We start from the raw sequence: 23,349 nt of genomic DNA on the forward strand, positions 1-23,349 counted from the left end.
GTGTTCGCTGGACACCAGGACGAGACTGCATCGGAGGCACTCATGGCATCGACGACGAACCGCGTCGACGGGACCGCGACGACCGGCACCACGACGACGCAGGTCACCACCAAGGGCCGGACGATCATCGACGACACGGTCGTCGCGAAAGTCGCCGGCATCGCCGCCCGGGACGTCCCCGGCGTCTTCGCGCTCGGCGGCAACGCGGCCCGGGCGTTCGGCGCGATCCGTGACGCGATCGGCTCGAGCGCGCTCGGCCAGGGCGTCCGCGTCGAGGTCGGCGAGACGCAGGTCGCGGTCGACCTGACGATCGTCGTGGACTACCCGACGCCGATGATGGACGTCGCCACCGCGGTGCGCGCGGCCGTCACGACCGCGGTCACCGAGCTCGTCGGGCTCGAGGTCACCGAGGTCAACATCGCCATCAACGACGTGAACATCCCCGCCCTCAACGGTGTCGCCGACGACGCCGAGGGCCGCGTCCGGTGAACGCCACCGTCGTCGGCATGGGTGTCGGCGCACTGCTCGCGATCGTCGCCGTGACGCTCGGGGCCTGGGCGTTCGTCGTGGTGGCCGTCTGCATGCTCGTGGGTGGGATCGTCGCCCGCATCGTCACCGGCGACGTCGACGTGCGACGACTCCTCGACGTGCTGCGCGGACGCCGGAGCTCGTCGTGAGCACGCCCGCCGTCGCCGGTCCCGGCAGCGGCGGACGGGTCCCCGGCTCCGACCGGATCGGTTCGGCAGCCCTCGTGCACACCGCGCAGGCGGTCGCTGCGGAAGCGCTCCGGGTGCCGTTCCAGGAGGCGCGTGCCCGGGTCGCGGACGACGGTCGCGGTGGGCTGGCGGTCGAGATCACCGCCCCGCTCGCCGTCCCCGTGCTGGGGAGCCACGCGGTCCCCGACGAACCCGTCACCACCTCGGCGCACCGCGCCCGCGGCACGATCGCCGAGCGGCTCCGCACCATCACCGGCCGACAGGTCGAACGGGTGACCGTGACGTTCTCGTCGTCCGTCGTCGACACCCCGAGGAGGGTCCGGTGACCGAGCGTTCCCTGCCGGCCGGCCCGACCCACGACCGGGTGTACCGCCGGATCGTCCGCCGCGAGACGAACGCCTCGCGGTCGGGAGCGGTCGTCGTCGCGATGCTCGTCACCCTCGTGCTCGCCGCGGCCGCCGTGTTCGCCGCCGCACTCGTGTTCCTCGACCAGCGTGCGCTCGGTGTCGATCCCCGCGCGGTCGTGGACGCCGCCGCCCGGGCGCCCCGCGGGCTCGACGCCACCGTCGTGGTCGGCATCGCGGCGATCGTCGCGCTGGCCGGTCTCGTGTTCCTCGCGCAGGGCCTCCTGCCGCAGCGTCGCCCCCGGCACGCGATGTCGTCGTCGCGGCTCGCTGTGGTCATCGACGACGAGGTGCTCGCATCGGCCGCCGCGCGGGCCGCTCGGTCGGCCACTCGGCTCGGTCAGGACGCGGCCGTCGGCACCGTCGGCCGTCGGACCGTCGACGTCGTGCTCCGCCCGCCTGCGGGTGCCGACGTCCCCGCGGTCGCCGCGACCGAAGCCGTGACCGCGGAGTTCGCCGCGATCGACGCGCAGCCCGGCGTCACCGCGCGGGTCCGCGTGCAGCCGACCGGACGGGTGGACGGATGAACGCGACGAACCGCGTCGTCGGACGGACGGCGCTCGTGCTGGTCGGACTCGCGCTGCTCGTGCTCGGCGTCGGGGCGATCCTCGTCCAGACGCTGCCGTGGGCGGCCACGGCGTGGCACGAGCGTGCCGGCGTGCTCGACGCCCTCGGCGCGGATGCCCCGCGCGAGACCTCGGTGACGGCGTGGACCTGGGTCCTCGGCGGCGCGGTGGTGCTCGGGGTCCTGGCGATCGTGGTGCTGTCGACGCTCGGTGGCGGTCGGGTCGGCACCGTGGTCGAGGACGACGGGTCCGCCGGCGGGGTCGCCGGTTCGGTCCGGATCGACGCCGCCGCGGTGCAGCACGCGCTGTCGTCGGCGATCGGTGCCATGCCGCAGGTGGGCTCGCTCGCGGTCGACGTGTTCCGGGTCCGGGGCGGCCGGGCGATCCGGATCCGCGTCCGACCCCGTCGCGGAGCCTCGCCGCGCGACATCACGACCGGGGTGGAGGACATCGTCGCCGACCTGGACGCCCTGCTCGGGGACCGTCTGCCGGTCCTGCTCGAGATCGCTCGGGGTGGCGCGGGCTCCGGCCGCACGGACCGGGTGCACTGAAGTCGGCATGCCGCGCTCGATCGACGGACTGTCCCGTGCGCGGGGTGCCGCCGCGGTGCCCGCGGTCGTCCGTCGCGTCGCACGGGGTCGTCCGGTGCAGGCCGTGTGGGTCAACGAGATCGGCGGCCGGACGTTCCGCATCGGTGCGGACGGCCTGGCCGAGGAGTACGTCAAGGTGCTCCCGCACGCCTACGCGCCCTGGATCGTCGGCGAGGCAGCGCGCCTGACCTGGGCCTCTCGGTACGCACGCGTCCCGGAACTCCTCGACCACGGGGTCGACGACGAGGGGGCCTGGCTCCGCACCCGCGCGCTGCCGGGGTGGAGCGCGGTCGACCCCCGGTGGCACGACGAACCGCGCACGGCCGTGATCGCGGCCGGCGAGGGACTGCGGGCGCTGCACGACACCCTGCCCGTGCTCGACTGCCCGTTCGAGTGGTCCACCGTGCAGCGGGCCGGACGGGCCCGCGCTGCCGGCGCCGACCCCGAGGCGCTCGGTCCGGAGCCGCCCGTGGACCGTGTGGTGGTGTGCCACGGCGACCCGTGCACGCCGAACACCCTGATCGGCGCGGACGGTCGGTTCGCCGGGCACGTCGACCTCGACGCCCTCGGCATCGCCGACCGCTGGGCGGACCTGGGCGTGGCGACGATGGCGCTCGGGTGGAACTACGGCCCCGGGTGGGACGGACTCTTCCACGAGGCGTACGGGCTGCCCGTCGACGAGGAGCGGACGGTCTGGTACCGGGCGCTGTGGAACCTGGACGACGACGGCATCGAGACCGCGTCCGGCACGGAGACCGCCGACGGGACGAGCGCCGGACCGGGTGCCCGGCGGGACGGCTAGAAGGCCACGCCCCGCGCCTGCATGAACGGCACCGGGTCGACCGTGGCGCCGTTCACGTGGACCTCGAAGTGCGTGTGGCAGCCGGTCGAGTTGCCGGTGGAGCCGACGAGCGCGATCAGCTGCCCGGCCGACACCTGCTGGCCGGGGCTGACCCGGAACCCGCCGTTCACGATGTGCCCGTAGGCCGTCTGGACCCCACCGCCGTGGCTGATCCGCACGTAGTTGCCGTACCCGCCGTACCAGCCGGCGTAGTCGACCGTGCCGGCGGCCGCCGCGACGATGGGCGTCGAGCACCCGCTCGCGAGGTCGGCGCCGTCGTGCTTGATCACGGTGCCGTAGATCGGGTGCACGCGGTACCCGTAGGGGCTGATCACGTACCCGCTGGCCGGACGGACCCACCCGGTCCCCGAGCCGGACCCCGGCGAACCGCTGGAACCCGAGCCGCTGCTGCCGGTACCGCCACCCCCGCCGCCGCTGCCGGCGTTGGCCGCGTTCGCGGCGTTCTGGGCGGCGATGGCCCGGAGGTAGGCCTCGCGCGCGGCCTTCTCCTCCGCCGCCTTGCGCACGGCCTCGCCCTTGGCGAACTCGGCCTCGGTCCGGACCCGGCCGGAGGTCAGCGTCGCGAGCTGGGCGTCGAGCCGTGCCTTGTTGGTCTGCTGCTCGTCGTAGGCGGCCTGCACCTTGTCCGCCGCGGCCTGGGAGGCCTGCATGCGGCGCTCGGCCTCGGCAGCGAGGTCGTCGAGCGCCTCGGACGCACGGTCGGCCTGAGCGGTGAGGGACCGGGCGACGGCGGCGTCGGCGGTGGCTGCGGCCTCGACGCGTTCGGCCTGCTCGGAGAGCTTGCTCAGCGCACCGAGGTTGTAGAGCAGGTCGCTGGCGTCCTGGCCGCCGGAGATCACGGACGCGGTGACGTCGGCGCCCCCGGACCGGGCCATCTGGGCGGCGAACTGCCCCGCCTGGGCGGCGCTCTGCTCGGCGACCTCGGCGTGGTCGTCGGCGTCGGCGCGGAGCCGCTGTTCCTTCTCCGCAGCGTCCTGCGCCTTGCTCTGCGCATCGAAGAACTCGGTGCCGAGGCGCTCGGCCTCGGCCTCGGCCGCTTTCACCTTGCTCGACAGCCCGGAGATGATGCCGCGGATCTCGGTGATCTGGTCCTGCTTGTCGGACTCCTGCCCGCGCGCGGCCATGACCTCGTCCCACGAGGGGTAGGTCGCCGCGCTCGCCACCGGCGCGTCGAACACCACCGTGCCGACGAGGCCCGCGAGCGCGAGGCCGGTGGCGGCGAGACGGAGTCGGACGGTGGCACGGGGACGGGAGTGGCTGGTGGGACGAGTCACGGGCACGAGCCTATACATCCGTTCAGGCACGATCGGCCGTCGCCGCGCGGCTGTGGACAACTTCGCAGGGCGGGCGTTCAGAAGCCGCGTTCCCGCCGGATGGCATCGGCACTGTCGACGACGTCCCGCTGCAGGACGGCGGCGCCCGACGTGCCGGCGTAGTCGTACACGTCGAACCCGGTGCAGTGCGTGATCGTCGCGGGCGGCCCGAGGGAGTCCTCGACGGCGGTCGTCCAGACGTCGCCGGACCCGATCACCACGAAGGTCGGTGTGGCGTCGCGGTAGGCCCCCAGGTCGACGAGCCACGGGTAGGTCTGGAACGTGTCCCGCACCTGCAGCAGCTGCACGTTCGTGGACGCGTACGCGGCGAGCGGGCGGACCGTCCAGAACTGCCCGACCCCGACGACGTCCCGCCCGTCGGCCCAGCGGTCGAGGCAGGCCGCCGGGTCGTAGCGCGCCTGTGCGACCGCGCGGGCGGTGCTCGGTGCGGTGGCGATCCCGGCGAGCAGCACCCCGGCGGCCGCGAGGGCGAGCACGGCCCGGATGCCGCGTCGCGGCCGGTGCACCTGGGTCCGGCGGACGGCGGTGCGGGCGAGCTCGGCGACCGCGACCAGGGCGAGCAGCGGCGCCGTGACGATCGGCTCGAGGTACCGCGGGGTCTCCGATCCCGCGACGACGACCCCGACCGACACCGCCACGACGGTGACGAGCGGGAGCGCTGCGGCGACGAGGACGGTCCGCGAGGTCCGGACCCGCCACGCCCAGACGGTCCCGCCGACCGACAGGAGCACCCCCACGAGCAGCAGGAGCAGCCCCGCGTCGCCCGCCGCCGACCCCGCGCGGTCGTCGGTGAGCGCGGCGAAGAACCCGAGCGTCTCGCCGGCCCGCGACGGCTGGACGTAGGTCGACGGGTCGAGGGACACGAACGGCCGCAGCGGGATCCGCAGCAGGTACCCGACGACGGACCCGAGGGTGAGCGTCCCGGCGAGCAGCCCGACCGGACGCCACGGGAGCCGGCGGGCGAGTGCCAGGAGCACGAGGGTCACGACGACCGGGGCGGCCGACCACGGGACGTACAGCGGGTTCGACGCCGTCGTGCACGCGGCGACGAGGCCGAGCACGACGAGGACCGTGACGGACGCCCGCCCGAGCCGCACCGCACGGAGCACGAGCACCGCGGTGCCGAGCATCGCCAGCACCGCGCCGTAGTAGTACGTCGTCGTGAGGAGCAGGGACGCGAGCTCCAACGAGGTCGCGGTGGCCGACGACTCGGTGAGCACCAGGAGCGTCACGAACCCGAGGGCGACGGCGGACACCGCGATCCGGGCCGACCGCCGGGCCGCCGGCATGAGCTCGTTCGCCGCGGCCCGCACGAGCGCGTACACGGCGAGCAGCACGAGGACGCCGTTCAGCGCGAGCGACTGCTGCGGCGTGGCCGTCACGAGGGAGCACAGGAGGTAGACCGGCAGCTCCGGGAAGAAGAACAGCGCCGGGGACATCGCCCACTCGAACGGCTGCCCGAGCTGCATCGACCGTTCGACGAGTGGCAGCAGCACCGAGTCCCCGTCGTACCAGAGCAGGGCGACCCTGGAGGTCGCGACGACGTGGCGCAGGGCGATGACGGTCAGGGCCAGCGCGACCAGGGCGCCCAGCGCCTCCTGGCCGACCGCGAGCCGTCGCGCGCGCCACCGCGAGCCGCCCGTCGGACGCACGACCTCGCTGACCGGGCGCGCGTCGGAGGACATGACCGGAGCGTACCGAGCGTGGCTCGCAGCGCACCCCACCCACACGGGGCAGCGCGCTGCGGGGACGACCGGCTACCCTTGTGGGCTGTGACCGACGCGCGCGACCAGCTCATCCAGTTCATCACGGACGAAGCGGTGTTCCACGGAGACTTCACCCTCACCAGCGGGAAGAAGGCGACGTACTACATCGACCTCCGCAAGGTGAGCCTGGACCACCGTGTCGCCCCGCTCATCGGTCAGGTGATGACCGACCTCATCGGCCAGGTGCCGGACGTCGCCGCCGTCGGCGGACTGACCATGGGCGCCGACCCCATCGCGAGCGCCGTGCTGCACCAGGCCGCCGCCCGCGGCCTCGCCTACGACGCGTTCGTCGTGCGCAAGGAGCCGAAGGACCACGGCCGCGGCAAGCAGGTCGAGGGGCCGGACCTCGCCGGCAAGCGCGTGATCGTGCTCGAGGACACCTCGACGACGGGCGGCTCGCCGCTCAAGGCCGCCGAGGCACTGGAGCGCGAGGGCGCGATCATCGCCGCCGTGGCCGTCGTCGTCGACCGCGACACCGGCGCGAAGGAGAAGATCGAGGCTGCCGGGTACCCGTACTTCGCGGCGATCGGGCTGGCTGATCTGGGGCTGAGCGCGTGACCGAGGAGCGTCCGGACGACGCGCACGAGCCCGACCAGACCGCCGGTCCCGCAGACGGGGACGACGGACTGGAGGCACGGCGCGACTCCGCCCCGGACGCTCCGTTCCACGGTCTCCGCAGTGCCGCCGACATCTTCGGTGCGCCGCGGGGCGCGGACGACTGGCCCTCGCGCCGTGAGCGGCGCGAGGCGGAGAAGACCGCGCGCGAGACCGGCGCACCCCTGCCGGACCCGTTCGAGCCGGTGGTGTCCGACGAGCCCGTGTCCCCCGCGTCTTCCGCGACCCCCGCGTCGCCCGCCTCGCCCGCCGAGGACGACTCCACGCAGGCGATCTCGATGCCCGAGCAGCTCGAGGCACCGTCCGAGAACCCCCAGGCCGACGCCGAGGCCGAGCGGGCCACGCTCTCCGACCGGATCCCCGCAGCGGCCCCGGTCCCGCCGTCGTCGACCGCACCGCACCCGTCGTCGATCAGCCTGCCGACCGCCCAGTCCCACCGCGACCAGCGTGCGGCCGAGAACCGTGCGATCGACGAGGAGCGGCGCCGCACCGACCCGTTCGGCGCCGGACGCAAGGACGTCGACTGGCTCGGTCGGGCCACGGGCTCGCAGCCGGCCGACGCGCCCGCTGCCCCTGCGTTCCCCGTCGTGCCGCAGCCGGTCGGCGTGGAGAACGTCCTGCCGGCCACCGACGAACCGCCGAGCTTCACGGAGCTGCTCCGCATCGCCGATGGCGAGGGCGAGGGCACCGGCGGGCAGGAGCGCCCGTTCGACTGGGCGATCCGCGACGACGAGGCCGGCGAGGTGCCGGCGACCCTGACCACGAACGCGTTCGACACGACGGCGCTGGCCGGTGGCTCGTGGAGCCTGGCGGACGACTCGGACGACCCGGACGACGACGTCGTCGCGGGTGCGCTGCCGACCCCGGTCGGCGGGACGCCCGTCGTCGAGCCGACCACGGCGGTGGAGCCCGGGTACCTCGACGACGCGACGGAGGCGCCGGAGGACGAGCCGCGCCTCCAGGTCGACGAACCGACCACGGCGCTGCCCGTCGCCGGCGGCCCGTGGTGGGCCGAGCCGGACGGCACCGTGCCGCCGACGGCTGCCCCGCCGCTGGTCGAACCGGCCGCGTCCGAGGCGGAGCCGAGCGCGTACCCCGCGCACCTGCCTCCGGCGGTCGGGCAGGACCTCGACGCCGTGATGGGCATCCGCGGTCACGAGCCGGAGCCGCTCCCGGCCGCCGCGCCGGACGACCTCGACCAGTCCGAGTGGGACGGTCGCGAGACGAGCGACACGAGTGCGATCAAGGACCTCTTCGGGACCGAGGCGGTCGGGCAGCTCGGTGGGACCGGGTACGACCCGCACGACACCGGAACGCGCATGATGCCGGCCGTCGGTGCCACGCCGGCGCACGCACCCGCACCCGAGCGCACGCCCGTGCCACCCGTGGCGCCGGTGCCGTCGGCCTCCGCGGGCGGGGGCGACCGCGACAACTTCATCAACGAGGGCTTCGCCAAGCTCCGGAACGAGGGACGACGGGGCAAGCTCTTGCTCGTCTGGGGCTCGATCGTGCTGATCGTGGTGCTCATCGTGGCGGTGTTCGCCCTGACGCAGTGGATCCTGGGCAACCGGATCGACGAGCGTTCCCCGGCGCCGACCTCGACGTCAGCGGCCTCGGCGGCGGCGACCCCGAAGGAGACGCCGTCCGCCGCGGCGTCGCAGCCCTCGTCGGCATCGACCTCGCTCGAGACGCTGCAGTTCGCCACCACGCCGGCGGCCCCCGGCGAGCACGCGTGGACCGACCTCGCCGGCGGGGAGTGCCTGTCGCCGTTCACGAACGCGTGGGCGCAGACCTACACGGTCGTCGACTGCCAGACGCCGCACGTCGCCCAGCTCACCGCGCGGCTGCCCGTCTCGGCGAACCAGTGGCCCGGGCCGGACGCGCTCGCGGCCCAGGCGGCCGAGCAGTGCCAGACCTCGGCGGCGTTGAACGCCTCGGCCGCGGCGGCGTACGGCGACGTGCAGGTGCAGGGGTCCTACGCGCCCGACCAGGCGACGTGGGACCAGGGGGACACGTTCATCTCGTGCTTCGTCACCCGGTCGTCGGGCGACACGATGACGGGGTCGGTCGCGCCGAGCGCGTGAGGGGTCTGGACGGGCGGACCCGGAACGACATCACCGAGGTCGTACGACGTCGATGATGTCGTCCCGGGTCGACCGCGCCGGTGTCAGGCCGCGGCCGACACCTTCCCCGACACGTCGGAGAGGGTCCGCAGCTCGTCGGCGCTGAGCTCCAGCTCCGCCGACGCCAGCAGTGCCGGCAGCTGCTCGGTGTTGCGTGCGCTGGCGATCGGCGCGACGACGTCCGGCTGCGCCTGCAGCCACGCGAGGGCGACCGTCGCGACCTCGGTGCCGCGGTCCTGGGCGATCGTGGCGAGCGCGTCGACCACCGCGAGCCCCGCCTCGTTGAAGTAGCCGGAGACCTGGCCCTCGCGGTCCTTGCCGGCGAAGTCCTCCTTCGTGCGGTACTTGCCGGTGAGGAAGCCCGCCGCGAGGGAGAAGTACGGAACGACCCCGAGGTGCTCGGTGGCGGCCAGGGGAGCGATGTCCGACTCGTACGGCTCGCGGGTGACCAGGTTGTAGTGCGGCTGGATCGCGACGGGCAGGGCGAGGTCGTTCTCCCGCGCGATGCGGATCCACTCCGCCGCACGCTCCTTCGAGTAGTTCGAGATGGCCGTGTACCGGACGAGGCCGTCGCGCACGAGCTGGTCGAACGCGCGCACGGTCTCCTCGAGCGGGGTCGACTCGTCGTCGAAGTGCGCGTAGTACAGGTCGATCCGGTCGGTGCCGAGCCGCTCGAGGCTCGCGCGTGCAGCCGCGGCGACGTTCGTGGCGGAGAGGCCCTGGAACTGCGGGTGCTGGGAGACCTTCGTGGCGATGACGACGTCGTCGCGCTTGCCGGACGTCGCGAGCCACGAGCCGATGACCTGCTCGGACTCGCCGCCGGAGTTCCCGGGCGCCCAGGCGGAGTAGACGTCCGCGGTGTCGACGAAGTCGCCGCCGGCCGCGGTGTAGGCGTCGAGCACCTGGTGGGAGGTCTGCTCGTCGGCCGTCCAACCGAAGACGTTGCCGCCGAGGGCGAGGGGGAACACCGTGAGGTCACTGGTACCGATGCGGGGCATGGGGATCCTTTCGTGGTCGTGTCGAACGAACCCGCCCACGCTATGCCTCGACCCTTGGCGGGCGGTCTCCGGACGTCACGCAGGACGGTGCGCTTGCATGGGGCCATGTCCGCGCTCACCACCGCACTCGCCGACCCGCGCTCGTCCGTCCGCCTCCGCGCCGTCATGGCCGCGGGGACGCACCCGGACCCGGCGGACCTCAACGTGCTGGTGGAGCAGTGCGCCGTCGAGCCGGACTTCTTCGTCCGCGACATGCTCACGTGGGCGCTCATCCGGCTCCCCGCCGACGCGGTCGTCCGTCGGGTGCTGCCCGAGCTCGACCGACCGCTGCCGCAGGCCCGGAGCCAGGCGCTGCACACCCTCTCGAAGATCGGCGACCCCGCGGTCTGGCCGTCGGTGCGGCCCCTGCTGCGGGACTCCGACGTCGGGGTCCTCCGAGCGGCGTGGCGCACCGCTGCCGCGCTCGTCCCGGACGCCGAGCGGGACGCCCTCGCCCGGACGCTCGCGGAGCACCTCGGCCGTGGAGACCAGGAGACCCGGCTCAGTCTGTCCCGCGCCCTGGTCGCACTCGGCGAGGACGCGGTGCGACCGGTCCTCGACGACGCCTCGGCGCGCGGTGCGGACGACGTCCGTGCGCACGTGGCCGAGGTCGACCGCCTCCTCCGGGACCCGGACGCCGCGAGTGCCCTCGCCGTCGAGCGCGCCCGCCGCGAGGTCGCCCTCGGCCGCACCCGCTCCGCGAAGGGGTAGCGCGCGCGGGGGCGCTGCGCGCCGCGCGTCCCGCGCGCCTCGCGCGCCGCGCCGCGTCGTTTCGTGAGCAGAAACGGTCGAGTCGGCGGAGGCGACCCGACCATTTCTGCGCACGAAACGCGGTGGGCGCGACCCGACGACGGACGGGAGGCGCGGTGCGGGGCCGCCCCGCGCCTCCAGGCCGTTCCGGGGCGGGTCGGGGAACACCGGGATTCGGGACGCCGAACAGGCCGGATCGGCTTGCGTGAGCGGATCGGAGCGCGCCAAGGTGGTGGCGAAGGGGAGTAGCTCCCAGCGCGTGCATCGACACACTGGCCATCACGACGATCGGCCCGGTGCACGTGGCCCTCGAGGCGAGCGAGACCTTCGGCCGTTCCGCCATGGCCGAAGCCGCTCGAGTGTGTGCAGCGTCATGGCTCGACCACGAGGACCACCATGACCGACACCCTGTCTCCCGCTCCGACGCCCGGCGTCGTGGCATCTCGGATGGGCGCCAGCGCCTGGGGCCGCATCGCGATCTGCATCGCCATCGCCCTGCCCGCCGTCGTCTTCCGGATCGGCGGGTTCGCGCCGAACCCCGTCGTCGACCTGCTCGTCTTCGGCGGTGCCGTCGTCGCCGCCTCGTTCCTGCTCGCCTGGGCCGCCGAGGCCGCGCAGAAGGACATCGCCGGCGCCCTCGCGATCGCGATCCTCGCCCTGATCGCCGTGCTGCCCGAGTACGCGGTCGACCTGTACTACGCGTTCCGCTCCGGGTACGACCCCTCGTACGAGCAGTTCGCCGCGGCCAACATGACCGGCTCGAACCGGCTGCTGCTCGGGTTCGGGTGGCCCCTCGTCGTGATCATCTCGCTGCTCGTGGCGCGCCGGTTCGTCCGGACCGGGTCGCTCCCCGCCTCGGCCACCCGGGTGTTGGAGCTCGAACGGTCCTCGCGACTCGACATCGGGTTCCTCGCGCTCCTGGCCCTCGTCGCGTTCCTCATCCCGCTGATGGGCTCGATCCCGATGTGGTTCGGGTTCGTGCTGCTCGCCGCGTTCGTCTGGTACCTCTGGCGGGCGTCGAAGGTCGAGGACGGCGACGACGACGAGGAGGAGATGGTCGGCATGGCGGGCAACATCGCCTCGATGCCGCAGCGTGGGCGTCGCTGGACGATCGTGGCGCTGTTCGTCGTCGCCGCGGCCGTGATCCTGTCCTCTGCGGAGCCGTTCGCGGACGCGCTCGTGCAGTCCGGAAGCGCGCTCGGGATCGACAGCTACTTCCTCGTGCAGTGGCTCGCGCCGCTCGCCACGGAGGCGCCGGAGTTCATCGTCGCCGCGCTCTTCGCGCTGCGGGGGATGGGTGGGGCGGCGATCGGCACGCTCATCGCGTCGAAGGTCAACCAGTGGTCGCTGCTCGTCGGGTCGCTGCCGATCGCGCACGTGCTCGGCGGTGGCACCTCGGGCGGGCTGCCGCTCGACGGTCGGCAGGTCGAGGAGTTCATGCTGACCGCGTCGCAGACCGTGCTCGGCGTGGCGATCATCATCGCGCTGCGGTTCCACCGGTGGTCGGCGATCGGGCTCGCGGCGCTGTTCGCGGTGCAGTTCTTCGTGACGGACACGAACGGGCGGTGGGTGCTCAGCATCGTGCACCTCGTGGCGGCGGTCGTGGTGTTCTGGATCAACCGGCGGGAGATCCTGCCGACGGTGACTGCGCCGTTCCGCCGGGCGTCGTCCCCCGTGTTGCGGGGCTGACGCGCGGGCGCGTGCGGGGCCGGCGCGAGGCGCCGAGGTCGCGTTTTCTGCCGGATGGCGGGCGTGCGGGCGGCGCTTCGTGCGATCTCGGCGGACGTGAGCGGCATGTCGTGCGACCGCGGTGCGCGGCCGACGGGCGCGCGGGGCGTCAGTCGGCGTCGGGGGCGAGCCAGATCGCGGACGCCGCCGCCGCGGGCAGGTCCACGAGGGACTCCGACCCGTCCGACGACCGCCGGGACACCGCGATGACGCCCGCGTAGTCCCGAACCTGCTCCACCCGCAGGTGCGTCCCGAGCCCGACCCCGAGCTCGTCGAAGTACCGCAGCAGCGAGGGGTCGTCGTCGGACACCCGGTCGACGGTGCCGCACGCCCCGGGCTCGACGGCCCCGAGCAGGGTCCCGGGGGAGTCCGGCACGGTTCCGTCCGCGCGCGGGATCGGGTCGCCGTGCGGGTCGTGCGTCGGGTGCCCGAGGTCGGCGTCGACCCGGTCGAGGAAGGTCTCCGACACCGCGTGCTCGAGCGCCTCGGCCTCGGTGTGGACCTCGTCCCACGAGTACCCCAGCCGCTGCACGAGGAACGTCTCGATCAGCCGGTGCCGCCGGACCATCGCCACGGCGACCTGCTGGCCGAGCGGGGTGAGCACGACGCCGTAGTACGGGGTGTGCTCGATGAGGCCGTCGCGGTCGAGCTTCCGGAGGTTGCCCGAGACCGTCGATGCGGACACCTTGAGCGCCGCGGCGATGTCGCGGGTGGCCAGGCCCGTCCCGCCGCGCTCACTCGCCTTCCAGACGAGCTTCACGTAGTCCTCCGCCATCGTGGACAGGGAGGGCAAGCGCATGCCCCAATGGTACAAACGGCAGGTGACCGCCGCCGACCCCTCCCGCCGCCGCCGCTGGCCCGTTCCGCCGTCGCTGCTCGTCGGCCTCGCGCCGCTCGTGGTGTTCGCGGCCGTCAGCGCCTGGCGGGCCCGGCCGAGCGACGACTACCCGACCCTCGGACAGACGGTGGACAGCGTCGTCCGGTCGCTCGTCGTCCCGGAGGGCATCGCCGCCGTCGCACTCTGCCTCGTCGTGACCGGGCTCGGCTGGTGGCGCATCGCGACCGTCGACCCGACGCGCACGCGCCTGCGGTGGACGATGGTGGCGCCGATCCTCATCGCGGTCGTGTGCATCGTGCGGCTGCCGCTCGTGGACTGGTCGGCGCTGCCGGTCCGCTACTTCCTGCTGCTCGCCGTGGGGGTGCTGCTCGTCGGGGTCTTCGAGGAGCTGATGACCCGCGGCGTCCTGCTCGTCGGGCTCCGGCGGCGCCTGCCCGAGTTCGGGGTGTGGATCGCGTCGTGCGCGCTGTTCGGGGTGCTGCACCTGCTCAACGCCCTCGCCGGGGCCGGTCTCGGAGTGACGCTCGTGCAGGTCGTGTTCGCGGCGTCGTTCGGTTCGACGCTCTACGTCGCGCGTCGGCTGACCGGGAACCTGCTCCTGCCGGTGCTGCTGCACGCGTTCTGGGACTTCGGGTCGATCGGCCTCTCGGCGACGACGGACGTGCAGGACCCGTCGAAGCTCGTCGTCGTCGGCGTGATCGGGCTGCTGTCCTTCGCTGTCCTCGCGTTCGGGGTCGTCGCCGGCGGGGTGATCGCGTGGCGGGACGACCGGCCGCGCCGCCTGCGGCGCCGGTGGCGGAACGTGCCGCCCATGGGGGCGTACGCGGTGCTGGGCGACGAGCCCCGCCTCTCCCCACTCGGCACGGCCTGACCGCCGCTGACGCGTCGTTCAGGGACCGGCGAGCGTGGGCCCAGTCCGCTGTGTGGTGACGACGGACGGACGGGAGGCGCGGTGCTGCGAGTGCGCACAGGCTGCGGTCCGGTTCACCTCGGCTTGGTGCACCGTTCCCCGCTCGGCAACCACCCGTCCTTAGCGTTCGGCGCATGCACAGATCAGCACTCCGCGGGGTGACCGTCGCCGCCGTCGCGACCGCCCTCGTCGTCGGCTCGCCCCTCGTCGCCACCGCGGCGGGGTACCCGAGCGACACCGCCAAGCCCGACCTCGTCTCCCTGCTGAGCGGGTACGACCAGTACTGGAAGTCGAGCGGGACGAACGACCTGCACGGCACCGTGCTCGATGCCGGGACGCTGGCAGAGAACGACCGGCTGACCTCGTGGATCAACCAGCACGCCACGAAGGCGCAGCAGCTGAAGGCGCTGCAGGACTCCGAGTACCAGAACGCCACGAACACCGCCTACGACCAGTCGATGACGGTGTCGCAGGGCCTCGGTCCGGCACTCGAGAAGATCTACGTCGAGGGTCGGAACGCCGGGAAGCTGCCGCTGACCTCGGCGGTGGTGAACTCCTCGAACGGCACGAGCGGCGCGTACGTCAGCACGGGTGACGCGAAGGCCCACTACAGCTACCCGCGGCCGTACCTGCCGGCGAGCAGCACCGCGACGCTGCCCGCGACCGACGACCAGACCGGCTGCGCCCCGGCGAAGGTGAACGCGTCGTCGCTCGCCGCGAACCGCGCCGGCAAGGTCTGGGCCTCGGCGGACGGGTCGCTCGACATCACGCGGGTGCCGGTCGCCACGGACACGTCGCACGAGTTCTCGCCGAACGACGTCGTGCTCGACCCCGGGTACGGCACCGCCGGCATCTGCACGGGCGGCTCGTACCCGAGCGGCCACACCACCACGGCGTACCAGGCGGGCATCACCCTCGCCACGCTCGTGCCGGAGCTGGCGCCGGAGCTGCTCGCCCGCGCTTCCGAGGCCGGCAACGACCGCATCGTGCTCGGCGTCCACTACCCGCTCGACATCATGGGCGGGCGCATCGACGGCGAAGCGGCACTCGCGGCCCGCTGGTCGGACACCCAGTACCGCACCGAGGTCCTCGAGCCGGCGCGGAAGGAACTCGTCTCGTACCTCGAGCAGCAGTGCGGCGACACGCTCGCGAACTGCATCGCCCACTCGACGGCGTACTCGGACGACCCGTACGGCGGGGCCGCGATCCCCGGTGGCACCGCCCAGATGGTCACCGACCGCGCCTCGGCCGCGGCGGTCTACCGCGAGCGGATGACCTACGGCTTCGCGGCGACCGGCACCACCGGGCTCGCCCCCTCGGTGCCGACCGGTGCGTCGAACCTGCTCCTCACCGCGTTCCCGACCCTGACCGACGCGCAGCGCACCGCCGTGCTCGCCCAGACCGAGATCGCGTCGGGCTACCCGCTCGACCAGTCCGGTTCGGCCGCGGGCTCGTGGGAGCGTCTCGACCTCGCCGCCGCCACGAGCGCCACGGTCGCGGTGTCGGCCGACGGCACCGCCAAGGTCCTCTCGACCGGCGGCACCGCTCGCGTCGTGACCGGCGTCCTCACGGCGCCGAAGGGCACCTCGGTCGCTGCCGGAGGGTCGCTCGCGCTGGCCGGCACCGGTTTCACCCCGGGGGCGTCGGTCCGCGTCGTCCTGCACTCCACCCCGGTCACGGTGGGCACGCTCACCGTCGCGGCGGACGGCACGGTGTCCGGCAGTGTCACCATCCCGGCCGGCACGGCCACGGGAGCGCACACCATCGACGTGGTCGACGCCTCCGGCGCCTCGGCGCTCGTCGTACCGCTCGCGATCACGGTGACCCCGGCCGCTGCCGGTTCGGGCCCGGGCACCGGTGGCACGGGAGCCGGGAGCGGCGGCACCGGCACCGTCGTCGACCCGGGCACGGGCATCCACCTGCCGGTCGTCTCCGGCTGATCGCGGGCCGGCCGGCGTCCGTCCCGTGCGGCGGCGCCGGCCGCCTTCCCGTTCCCGCCACCCCTGGAGCACCCCCATGCGCACTCGCACCCTCTGGACCGCGACCGGCATCGCTGCCGCGGTCGTCCTCGCCGGGGCGGTCGCCGTCCCCTTGCTCGGATCCACCCCGGTCGCCTCGGCGCCCGTTCCGTCGGCGCCGGCGACGCGGTCCCACGTCGCCCCGGCCGTGCCGCACGTCGGGGCCGCCGCGCTCGCCGCACTGCCGGAGGCGCAGTACTCGGCGGTCATCGGCGGGCTCATGCCGTTCGACCGGACCATCACCTCGGACACCGTGTTCCAGCTCCGGGCCGACGCACCCCTGTTCGGCGCGGCGCGGACCACACCGGTCGCGCGGTTCGCCGCCTCCGACTTCCTCCGGCAGCCCACCACGGTCGTCGGGGTCGAGCGCGACGGGGACTGGGAGCGCGTCCTCACCCCGGCGCGCCAGGAGCTGCCCTCGGCCGCCGGGGGATGGGCGGCGGCGCAGACCTCGGCGTGGGTACCGGTGGCGTCGCTCCGGGAGGTGTCGACCCCGACCTCCCGCGTCGTCATCTCGACGACGGACCAGTCCGTGTCGATCGTCTCGTCGGACGGCGGGGCCGTGCAGCGGTTCCGCGCCGGGGTCGGCACGGCGGACACCCCGACGCCGACCGGGGTCACCGGCTACCTCGAGCAGCGGTACGTCGACCCCGCGCAGGGGACCGGCGACCACCCGATCCAGCTGACCTCGCTGCACTCGAGCGCGGCGGACGAGCCGTACGGCGGGCACGACGGCGGGCTGATCGGGCTGCACTGGAACGCGACGACCTCGGGCACGGTGTCGCACGGATGCGTGCGGCTCGACGCCGAGGCGGTGGCGGCGGTGGACGCCCTGCCGCTCGGCACCCTCGTCACGGTCGAGTAGGGCGCCGAGCGGCGGCGATCAGGGCTTGCGGCCGACGGCGAAGACCCGCCGGAACGGGTACACCGTGCCGTGCGCCCCCGCCGGGTACGCCGACCGCAGCGCCGCCGCGTACTCCGCCTCGTACGCCCCGGTCAGGGCGCCGGACGGGTCCGCGGCGTCCAGCGCCTGCAGCGCCGGCCGGAGCCCGGTCCCGCGCACCCAGTCGAGCACCGGGTCGATGCCCGGCAGGATCTGGGCGTAGGTGGTCTCCCACGCGCGGGCCTCGAACCCGGCGTCGAGCATGATGCCGAGGTAGCCGGCCGGGTCGAGCACCGGGTCCTCGCGGAGGACACCGGCCAGCGCCGGCGCCCACGGCCCGGAGGCGGCGACGGACCGCATGAGCGCGTGCGACGGCGACCCGAAGTTGCCCGGCACCTGCATCGCGAACCACGACCCGGACGGCATCGCGTCGAGCCACCGCGGCAACAGCGACACGTGCGACGGGACCCACTGGAGCGCCGCGTTCGTCACGACGACGTCGTCCGTGGGGCCGGGCGTCCAGTCCTCGATCGAGCCCAGCTCGAACGACAACCCGGGGCCGGTCGGCGCCGACGCCAGCATCTGCGCTGAGCTGTCGATCCCGACCACCGACGCGGAAGGCCACCGCGCTGCCAACGTGGCGGTGAGGGTCCCGGGGCCGCAGCCGAGGTCGACGACGCGACGTGGCGCCTCCTGGCCCGCACCCGCCGGCCACGCGATCTGCGCGACGAGGTCGTGGAAGGGCCGCGCGCGGTCGTCCGCGAAGGCGGCGTAGCGCGACGGATCCCAGCGCATCGCTACAGCTCCACCTCGAAGGGTTCGGTGCGGACGAGCTCGTGGACGCCGGAGATGACCTCGCTCGGGCGGAAGGGGTAGCGGTCGATCTCGGCCTGGTCGCTGATGCCGGTCATGACGAGGACGGTGTGGAGTCCTGCTTCGATGCCGGCCTGCACGTCGGTGTCCATCCGGTCGCCGATCATGCCGGTGTTCTCGGAGTGGGCGCCGATCCGGTTCATCGCCGAGCGGAACATCATCGGGTTCGGCTTGCCGACCACGTACGGCTGCTTGCCGGTGGCCTTCTCGATCATCGCGGCGATGGCGCCGGTCGCCGGGAGGACGCCCTCGGCCGACGGGCCCGTCGCGTCGGGGTTCGTGACGATGAAGCGGGCGCCGTCGCGGATGAGGCGCACAGCCTTGGTGATCGCCTCGAACGAGTAGTTGCGGGTCTCACCGACGACGACGTAGTCGGGGGCGGTCTCCGTCATGATGAAGCCGGCCTCGTGCAGGGCCGTGGTCATGCCGGCCTCGCCGATGACGAACGCGGAGCCGCCGGGCATCTGGGACTTGCAGAAGTCGGCGGTGGCGAGGGCGCTCGTCCAGATGCGCTCCTCGGGGACGTGGATGCCGGACCAGCGGAGCCGGGCGCTGAGGTCACGCGGGGTGAAGATCGAGTTGTTCGTCAGGACGAGGAACTCCGTGCCCTCGTCGAGCCACTGCTGGATCAGCTCCGGCGCCCCGGGGAGCGCCTGGTTCTCGTGCACGAGCACGCCGTCCATGTCGGTCAGCCAGCACTCGACCTCGTCGCGGGTTGCCATGCCCCTCACCCTAGTGCGCGCCCGTGACGGCCCGGCTCGGCGTCGGCTCGGAGAAGGCCGGGAGGCACGGATCGGCTCTTGCGCGCCGGTCGCGGACCCGAGATGGTCGAGACACCGAACGCCGGTCGGCTTTGCCCTAGGCTTTTCGGGACACGTACTGGAAGAAGGAGGACGCCCCGTGCTCGTCGAACCCGGAACCCCGCCCGTCGCACCCCGGCCCGTCACGGCGCCGGAGCAGGCCGAGGCGACCCCGCGACGACGCCGTGGCCGCCCCAACGTCCTCAGCCGCGAGCAGGTGATCGACGCCGCGACGGCCATCGCGAACGAGGACGGCCTCGACCGGCTGTCCTTCCGCGCGCTCGGCGTCCGGCTCGGCGTCGCACCGATGACCGTGCACCGGACGATCGGCGGCCTCGACGACCTGCACGCCGAGCTCGTCCGCCGCACGGTCGACGAGTTCACCGCGACGTTCGTCTGGCCGGACGAGTGGCACGCGGTCGTCCGGACGTTCGCCACGACCTTCCGCGACCTCATGCTGACCCACCCCCTCGTGCTCGAGTCGCACAGCCGCCGCGGGGCCCTGGTCTCGACGGAGTCCGACGCCGTCGTGGCGAAGGTCGTCGGTGCGCTCCGGTCGGCCGGCCTGCCCGACGCCGAGGCGATGTACGCGTTCTTCGTCGTGTACGACTTCGTGGTCGGGCACACCGGCGTGCAGGTCGGCCGGGGCTCGGCCGCGGCCGGTCGTCCGGAGCGGCACGAGCTCGTGGCGGAGATCCTCGGTTCGCACTCGTACCAGGACCGGTTCGCGCTGGGGCTCGACGTCCTCATCGCGGGGATCGAGTCCCGGATCCGGTGACCGGCGACCCCGCCGTACGCTTGGGGGCGTGACCGCAGTCCCCGAACCGTCCCACGAGCGGACGACGAACGGGGTCGGGCCGCACCCCGAGCCCTGGCCGGACGATCCGCGGCTCGACCCGGAGCTCCTGGCGACCGGGGACACCCGCAACGTCGTCGACCGGTTCCGCTACTGGTCGATGGACGCCATCGTCGCCGAGCTCGACACGCACCGCCACGCGTTCGACGTGGCGATCGAGAACTGGCAGCACGACCTCAACATCGGGTCGATCGTGCGGAGCGCCAACGCGTTCCTCGCCGGCACCGTGCACATCGTCGGGCGCCGTCGGTGGAACAAGCGCGGGGCGATGGTCACCGACCGGTACCAGCACGTCCGGTACCACCCCGACGTCGCCGCCTTCCTCGAAGCCATGCGCGACGAGGGTCGCCCGGTGATCGCGATCGACAACACCCCCGGGGCCTCCCGCATCGAGACGGCGCCGATCCCGGAACGGTGCGTGTTCCTGTTCGGCCAGGAGGGCCCCGGGCTGACCGACGAGGCCGTCGCCGGGGCGGACGGACACCTCGAGATCACGCAGTTCGGGTCGACGCGGAGCATCAACGCCTCGGCGGCCGCGGCGATCGTCATGCACAGCTGGGTCGTCCAGCACGCGGAGATCGACCGCACCAGCGGGGCCGACGGCACCGCGCGCTGAACCCTGCACCTGTCGGCCGCAGCCGGCGGGGCGGGGGTGAGCCGCGCCTCCAGTCCGCTGCCGCGTCGGCGTCAGCGCGCCGCGGTGGTGCGCCGCGCGACCAACCGGGGCTCGACCAGGACCTCGGTCGCCGCCGACGTCGGGTCGGCGATCCGCGCGAGGAGCCGCTCGCCGGCGCCGCGCCCGATCTCGACACTGCGGTCGTCGATGCTCGTGAGCCCCACGTACCGCGTCGCCGCGAGCGGGGTGTCGTCGTAGCCCATGACCGACACGTCCTCGGGGACGCGCAGCCCACGCTCGGCGAGCTCGGACAGGGCGCCGAGCGCCATCACGTCGTTCGCGGCGAAGACGGCCGTCACCTCGGGGTGCGCGTCGAGGAGTTGCGCCAGGGCGCGCGACCCGGCCTCCTCGGTGGGTTCGCCCGGGAGCACGACCGTCGCGACCTCGGCGCGGCCGTCGACACCGGCGGTGAACCCCGTGCGTCGTTCGTCGGACGCGGCCGACGAGGCGCCGACGAACCCGAGGCGCGTGTGGCCGAGGGCGAGCAGGTGCTCCGCGGCCATCGCCCCGCCCGCGCGGTCGTCGTTCGCCACGGTGTCCGCGCGGGGGATCGCGACGCGGCCGCCGGCGATGACGAGCGGGGTCGAGGCGGGGATCGCGAGGTCGGTGTCGGGCTCGCCGGCGATGACGATCCCCTCGACGCGCATGGACAGGAAGCCCTCGACCGGCGAGGCGTCGAGCCCGGTGTTGAGGAAGCGGTCCGCGACGACGAGCCGGTGGCCCTGGTCCTGCAGCGCCTCGCGCAGGCCGGTCAGCAGGTCGACGAACCACTGGTTCCGGAAGTCGTCGAGGACGACGCCGATCGTCCGGGAGCGCGTACCGGCGAGCGACACCGCGGCCGTGGAGGGGCGGTAGTCGAGCTCCTGGATCGCCTTGAGCACGGCGTCACGCCGCTGCTGGCTCACCCGCGGGGAGCGCTGCAGGACGAGCGACACGAGGGACTTCGAGACCCCGGCGCGCGCGGCGACGTCGTAGATGGTCGCGGGTTTGCCGGCTCCCATGATCTGCATCGACCTCCGTGGCTCTCCCGTCGATGGTAGCGGGGGCGGCGCGCGGGCGGCGCGCCGGGCGCGCGGCCGCTTCGTGAGCAGAAATGGTCGGGTGCGTGGTCCCGGCCCGACATCGTCTGCTCACGATCTGCGCGTGGTCACTCCTCCACACGGGAGGCGCGGTGCGGGTTCTGCACGAGTGCTTCCGTTCGGGGGTGGTACGGGAGCGCGGGGCGCGAGGGTGACCGCATGCGACCGCGCCCGCTTCCGCCCGCGCTCCGCAACCGCGCGTTCGACGTCCACGCCGCGGACCGCGCAGGAGTCTCCCGACAGCGACTCCGTCGGAGCGACCTCGTCCGGCCCACCCGTTCGATCCGGTGGGCCCGCGACCGCCCACCCGACGCCGTGCACCGGATCCGAGCCCTCCGGCCGGTCCTGCTGCCCGGACAGTTCGTCAGCCACGTCTCCGCCGCCGTGCTCTGGGGGCTGCCCGTCCCGGTCGACGACGGGGCACCGGTGCACGTCACGAGTCCGATCCCGACCGCCCAACCGCGTCGCACGGGCGTGATCGGACACCGGATCACGCCCGACCGAGCGGACGTCGCCGAGCGGTGGGGCATGCCCGCGAGCACTCCCGCAGCGCTGTGGGTCGACTGCGGCGCGATGCTGACGACCGACGAGCTCATCGTGCTCGGCGACGCGATCGTGACCGAGCGACGGTGTCGCACGACGATCGACGACCTCCGGACCGCACTCGTCCGGGCCGGAGCCCGAGCAGGCGTCCGCAAGCTGCGGACGGCGATCGAGCTGGTCCGGGTCGGTGCCGGCTCGCCCCAGGAGACGCGGGCGCGGCTCGCGATCGTCCGCGCGGGCCTTCCCGAACCGGAACTGCAGGTCGAGATCCGAGACGAGGCAGGGTCGTTCGTCGGTCGGGTCGACATGGCCTACCCGCGGCACCGCGTCCTGATCGAGTACGAGGGCGACCACCACCGCACGGATGCCGCGCAGTGGGCCAGCGACCTCCGTCGCTACCGCGAGGCCGAGCGCCTCGGCTGGGTCGTCGTCCGGTGGTCGCGCTCGGACCTCACCCGGTACCTCGCCGAGGCCATCGGACACCTGCGGTCGGTGCTCACACGCCGGGGGTAGCGTCCGGGCAATGGCGACGCTGCTCATCACCGGGGCCGCAGGACGGATCGGCGCTGCACTCCGGCCCCGACTCCTCGCGGCCGGTCACGACCTCGTGCTGCTCGACGAGCGGACCCCGGACGACCCACCGACCGGTGGTGAGCGCTTCGTGCCCGGGTCGGTGCACGACGCCGATGCCCTCGACGACGCTCTGATCGGCGTCGACACCGTCGTCCACCTGGCGGGCATCCCGACCGAGGCCGCGTGGGACGACCTCGTCGCGGCGAACCTCACCGGGACGAAGAACGTGCTCGAGCGAGCGGCCGCGGCCGGGGTCCTCCGGATCGTCCAGGCGAGCTCGATCCACGCCGTCGGCCGAGTGCCCGAGCCGCTCGACGAACCGGGGAGCGTGCCCGGGGACCGGCTGCCCCGTCCGGACACGTACTACGGCGTGACGAAGGCCGGGATGGAACTCCTCGGCAGTCTCTTCGCCGACCGGTTCGGGATGTCGATCGTCTCGGCACGCATCGGTGCGTTCGGCGAGCAGCCGTCGTCCGGTCGTGCGCTCCTGATGTGGAGCTCGCCGGACGACCTGGTGCGGTTGGTGCTGGCGACGGTCGCGCTCCGGGACCCGGGGCACCACGTCGTGTGGGCGCTGTCCCGGAACACCGGGTCCCCGGCCGACCTCACCGCGGGGGAGCGGATCGGCTTCGTGCCGGTCGACGACGCCTCGGGCGTGCTGGACCCCGACGCCCGTGCGGCCCTGCCCGCCGAGGACCTCCGCTACCTCGGTGGCGACATGGTCGAGCTGCCGCTCGGGCGAAGCACTTCGTGAGCAGCAATGGTCGGGTTCCCTGAGATCACCCGACCATTTCTGCTCACGAAGCGGC

The 23,349-nt window shown here is 73.8% G+C and carries 24 protein-coding genes; 17 read left to right on the top strand and 7 right to left on the bottom strand.

Annotated elements, in window-relative coordinates; genetic code table 11:
- Positions 1-42 precede the first annotated feature (42 nt).
- Genes QE359_RS06375 through QE359_RS06400 form a run of 6 tightly spaced genes read left to right on the top strand, consistent with a single transcriptional unit; the run spans position 43 to position 3,078 of the window.
- Entirely contained in the window at positions 43-489 is a 447-nt protein-coding gene (locus tag QE359_RS06375) for an Asp23/Gls24 family envelope stress response protein (protein WP_070419251.1), read from the top strand.
- Positions 486-677: a hypothetical protein gene (locus tag QE359_RS06380; protein ID WP_070417057.1), complete on the top strand. Its 192-nt coding sequence runs from the start codon at positions 486-488 to the stop codon at positions 675-677. Before QE359_RS06375 ends, QE359_RS06380 begins: the two co-directional genes overlap by 4 nt.
- Positions 674-1,042, top strand: coding sequence for a hypothetical protein (locus QE359_RS06385; protein WP_071294428.1), 369 nt, complete (start codon positions 674-676; stop codon positions 1,040-1,042). The genes QE359_RS06380 and QE359_RS06385 overlap by 4 nt, the downstream gene beginning before the upstream one ends.
- Positions 1,039-1,647, top strand: a complete 609-nt coding sequence (locus QE359_RS06390) for a hypothetical protein (RefSeq protein ID WP_309778310.1) — start codon at positions 1,039-1,041, stop codon at positions 1,645-1,647. Before QE359_RS06385 ends, QE359_RS06390 begins: the two co-directional genes overlap by 4 nt.
- The gene (locus tag QE359_RS06395) at positions 1,644-2,237 is read left to right on the top strand and encodes a hypothetical protein (protein ID WP_309778312.1); all 594 of its coding nucleotides are present in this window, start codon (positions 1,644-1,646) and stop codon (positions 2,235-2,237) included. The genes QE359_RS06390 and QE359_RS06395 overlap by 4 nt, the downstream gene beginning before the upstream one ends.
- A 7-nt stretch (positions 2,238-2,244) precedes the next feature.
- Positions 2,245-3,078 (top strand): aminoglycoside 3'-phosphotransferase, encoded by an 834-nt coding sequence (locus tag QE359_RS06400; protein ID WP_309778314.1) that lies wholly within the window; start codon positions 2,245-2,247, stop codon positions 3,076-3,078.
- Here QE359_RS06400 and QE359_RS06405 read toward each other — a convergent pair.
- Both QE359_RS06405 and QE359_RS06410 read right to left on the bottom strand, forming a co-directional pair.
- Positions 3,075-4,412, bottom strand: a complete 1,338-nt coding sequence (locus QE359_RS06405; RefSeq protein ID WP_309778316.1) for a peptidoglycan DD-metalloendopeptidase family protein — start codon at positions 4,410-4,412, stop codon at positions 3,075-3,077. The genes QE359_RS06400 and QE359_RS06405 overlap by 4 nt on opposite strands.
- 77 nt (positions 4,413-4,489) lie before the next feature.
- Entirely contained in the window at positions 4,490-6,157 is a 1,668-nt protein-coding gene (locus QE359_RS06410; RefSeq protein ID WP_309778318.1) for a hypothetical protein, read from the bottom strand.
- Positions 6,158-6,244: 87 nt separating this feature from the next.
- On the opposite strand from QE359_RS06410, the gene pyrE reads away from it, so the two are divergent.
- Entirely contained in the window at positions 6,245-6,796 is a 552-nt protein-coding gene (gene pyrE / locus QE359_RS06415) for an orotate phosphoribosyltransferase (protein WP_022905654.1), read from the top strand.
- Positions 6,793-8,937 carry a septum formation family protein gene (locus QE359_RS06420; protein WP_309778321.1) on the top strand — a complete coding sequence of 715 codons (2,145 nt, stop codon included), beginning with the start codon at positions 6,793-6,795 and terminating at the stop codon, positions 8,935-8,937. Before pyrE ends, QE359_RS06420 begins: the two co-directional genes overlap by 4 nt.
- 83 nt (positions 8,938-9,020) lie before the next feature.
- Here QE359_RS06420 and QE359_RS06425 read toward each other — a convergent pair whose 3' ends face one another.
- Positions 9,021-9,974, bottom strand: a complete 954-nt coding sequence (locus QE359_RS06425; protein WP_261646446.1) for an aldo/keto reductase — start codon at positions 9,972-9,974, stop codon at positions 9,021-9,023.
- A 105-nt stretch (positions 9,975-10,079) separates the two neighbouring features.
- On the opposite strand from QE359_RS06425, the gene QE359_RS06430 reads away from it, so the two are divergent.
- Both QE359_RS06430 and QE359_RS06435 read left to right on the top strand, forming a co-directional pair.
- Complete coding sequence (locus QE359_RS06430; protein WP_309778324.1) at positions 10,080-10,724, top strand: HEAT repeat domain-containing protein; 645 nt, start codon at positions 10,080-10,082, stop codon at positions 10,722-10,724.
- Positions 10,725-11,159: 435 nt separating this feature from the next.
- Positions 11,160-12,452, top strand: a complete 1,293-nt coding sequence (locus QE359_RS06435; protein WP_254791855.1) for a sodium:proton exchanger — start codon at positions 11,160-11,162, stop codon at positions 12,450-12,452.
- A gap of 148 nt (positions 12,453-12,600) precedes the next feature.
- On the opposite strand, the gene QE359_RS06440 is transcribed toward QE359_RS06435, so the two are convergent.
- Positions 12,601-13,290, bottom strand: coding sequence for a metal-dependent transcriptional regulator (locus tag QE359_RS06440; RefSeq protein ID WP_309778327.1), 690 nt, complete (start codon positions 13,288-13,290; stop codon positions 12,601-12,603).
- Positions 13,291-13,312: 22 nt separating this feature from the next.
- On the opposite strand from QE359_RS06440, the gene QE359_RS06445 reads away from it, so the two are divergent.
- From QE359_RS06445 to QE359_RS06455, 3 genes are all read left to right on the top strand, one after another.
- On the top strand, positions 13,313-14,200 hold the full coding sequence (locus QE359_RS06445; protein ID WP_309778329.1) for a CPBP family intramembrane glutamic endopeptidase: 888 nt from the start codon (positions 13,313-13,315) through the stop codon (positions 14,198-14,200).
- A 173-nt stretch (positions 14,201-14,373) separates the two neighbouring features.
- The gene (locus QE359_RS06450; protein WP_309778331.1) at positions 14,374-16,179 is read left to right on the top strand and encodes a phosphatase PAP2 family protein; all 1,806 of its coding nucleotides are present in this window, start codon (positions 14,374-14,376) and stop codon (positions 16,177-16,179) included.
- 76 nt (positions 16,180-16,255) lie between these two features.
- On the top strand, positions 16,256-17,122 hold the full coding sequence (locus QE359_RS06455; RefSeq protein ID WP_309778332.1) for a L,D-transpeptidase: 867 nt from the start codon (positions 16,256-16,258) through the stop codon (positions 17,120-17,122).
- 18 nt (positions 17,123-17,140) lie between these two features.
- Here QE359_RS06455 and QE359_RS06460 read toward each other — a convergent pair whose 3' ends face one another.
- Positions 17,141-17,935, bottom strand: coding sequence for a methyltransferase domain-containing protein (locus QE359_RS06460; RefSeq protein ID WP_309778334.1), 795 nt, complete (start codon positions 17,933-17,935; stop codon positions 17,141-17,143).
- A 2-nt stretch (positions 17,936-17,937) separates the two neighbouring features.
- Positions 17,938-18,735, bottom strand: a complete 798-nt coding sequence (locus tag QE359_RS06465; RefSeq protein WP_070417042.1) for an HAD-IIA family hydrolase — start codon at positions 18,733-18,735, stop codon at positions 17,938-17,940.
- Positions 18,736-18,913: 178 nt separating this feature from the next.
- Here QE359_RS06465 and QE359_RS06470 point away from each other — a divergent pair, with 178 nt between their 5' ends.
- Together QE359_RS06470 and QE359_RS06475 are read left to right on the top strand one after the other, a co-directional pair.
- A complete protein-coding gene (locus QE359_RS06470) occupies positions 18,914-19,591 on the top strand; it encodes a TetR/AcrR family transcriptional regulator C-terminal domain-containing protein (protein WP_309778337.1) in 678 nt (225 codons plus the stop codon).
- A gap of 28 nt (positions 19,592-19,619) precedes the next feature.
- A complete protein-coding gene (locus QE359_RS06475; RefSeq protein WP_309778339.1) occupies positions 19,620-20,285 on the top strand; it encodes a TrmH family RNA methyltransferase in 666 nt (221 codons plus the stop codon).
- A 71-nt stretch (positions 20,286-20,356) separates the two neighbouring features.
- Here the strand turns inward: QE359_RS06475 and QE359_RS06480 are convergent, their stop codons facing one another.
- Entirely contained in the window at positions 20,357-21,355 is a 999-nt protein-coding gene (locus tag QE359_RS06480; protein WP_071303471.1) for a LacI family DNA-binding transcriptional regulator, read from the bottom strand.
- Between the two features lie 228 nt (positions 21,356-21,583).
- On the opposite strand from QE359_RS06480, the gene QE359_RS06485 reads away from it, so the two are divergent.
- Complete coding sequence (locus QE359_RS06485; protein WP_309778343.1) at positions 21,584-22,480, top strand: hypothetical protein; 897 nt, start codon at positions 21,584-21,586, stop codon at positions 22,478-22,480.
- Between the two features lie 10 nt (positions 22,481-22,490).
- Positions 22,491-23,294, top strand: coding sequence for an NAD(P)-dependent oxidoreductase (locus tag QE359_RS06490; protein WP_309778344.1), 804 nt, complete (start codon positions 22,491-22,493; stop codon positions 23,292-23,294).
- The last annotated feature ends 55 nt before the right edge of the window (positions 23,295-23,349 follow it).

Origin of the sequence: Curtobacterium sp. SORGH_AS_0776 (genome assembly GCF_031453355.1) — a bacterium.
Classification (GTDB): domain Bacteria; phylum Actinomycetota; class Actinomycetes; order Actinomycetales; family Microbacteriaceae; genus Curtobacterium.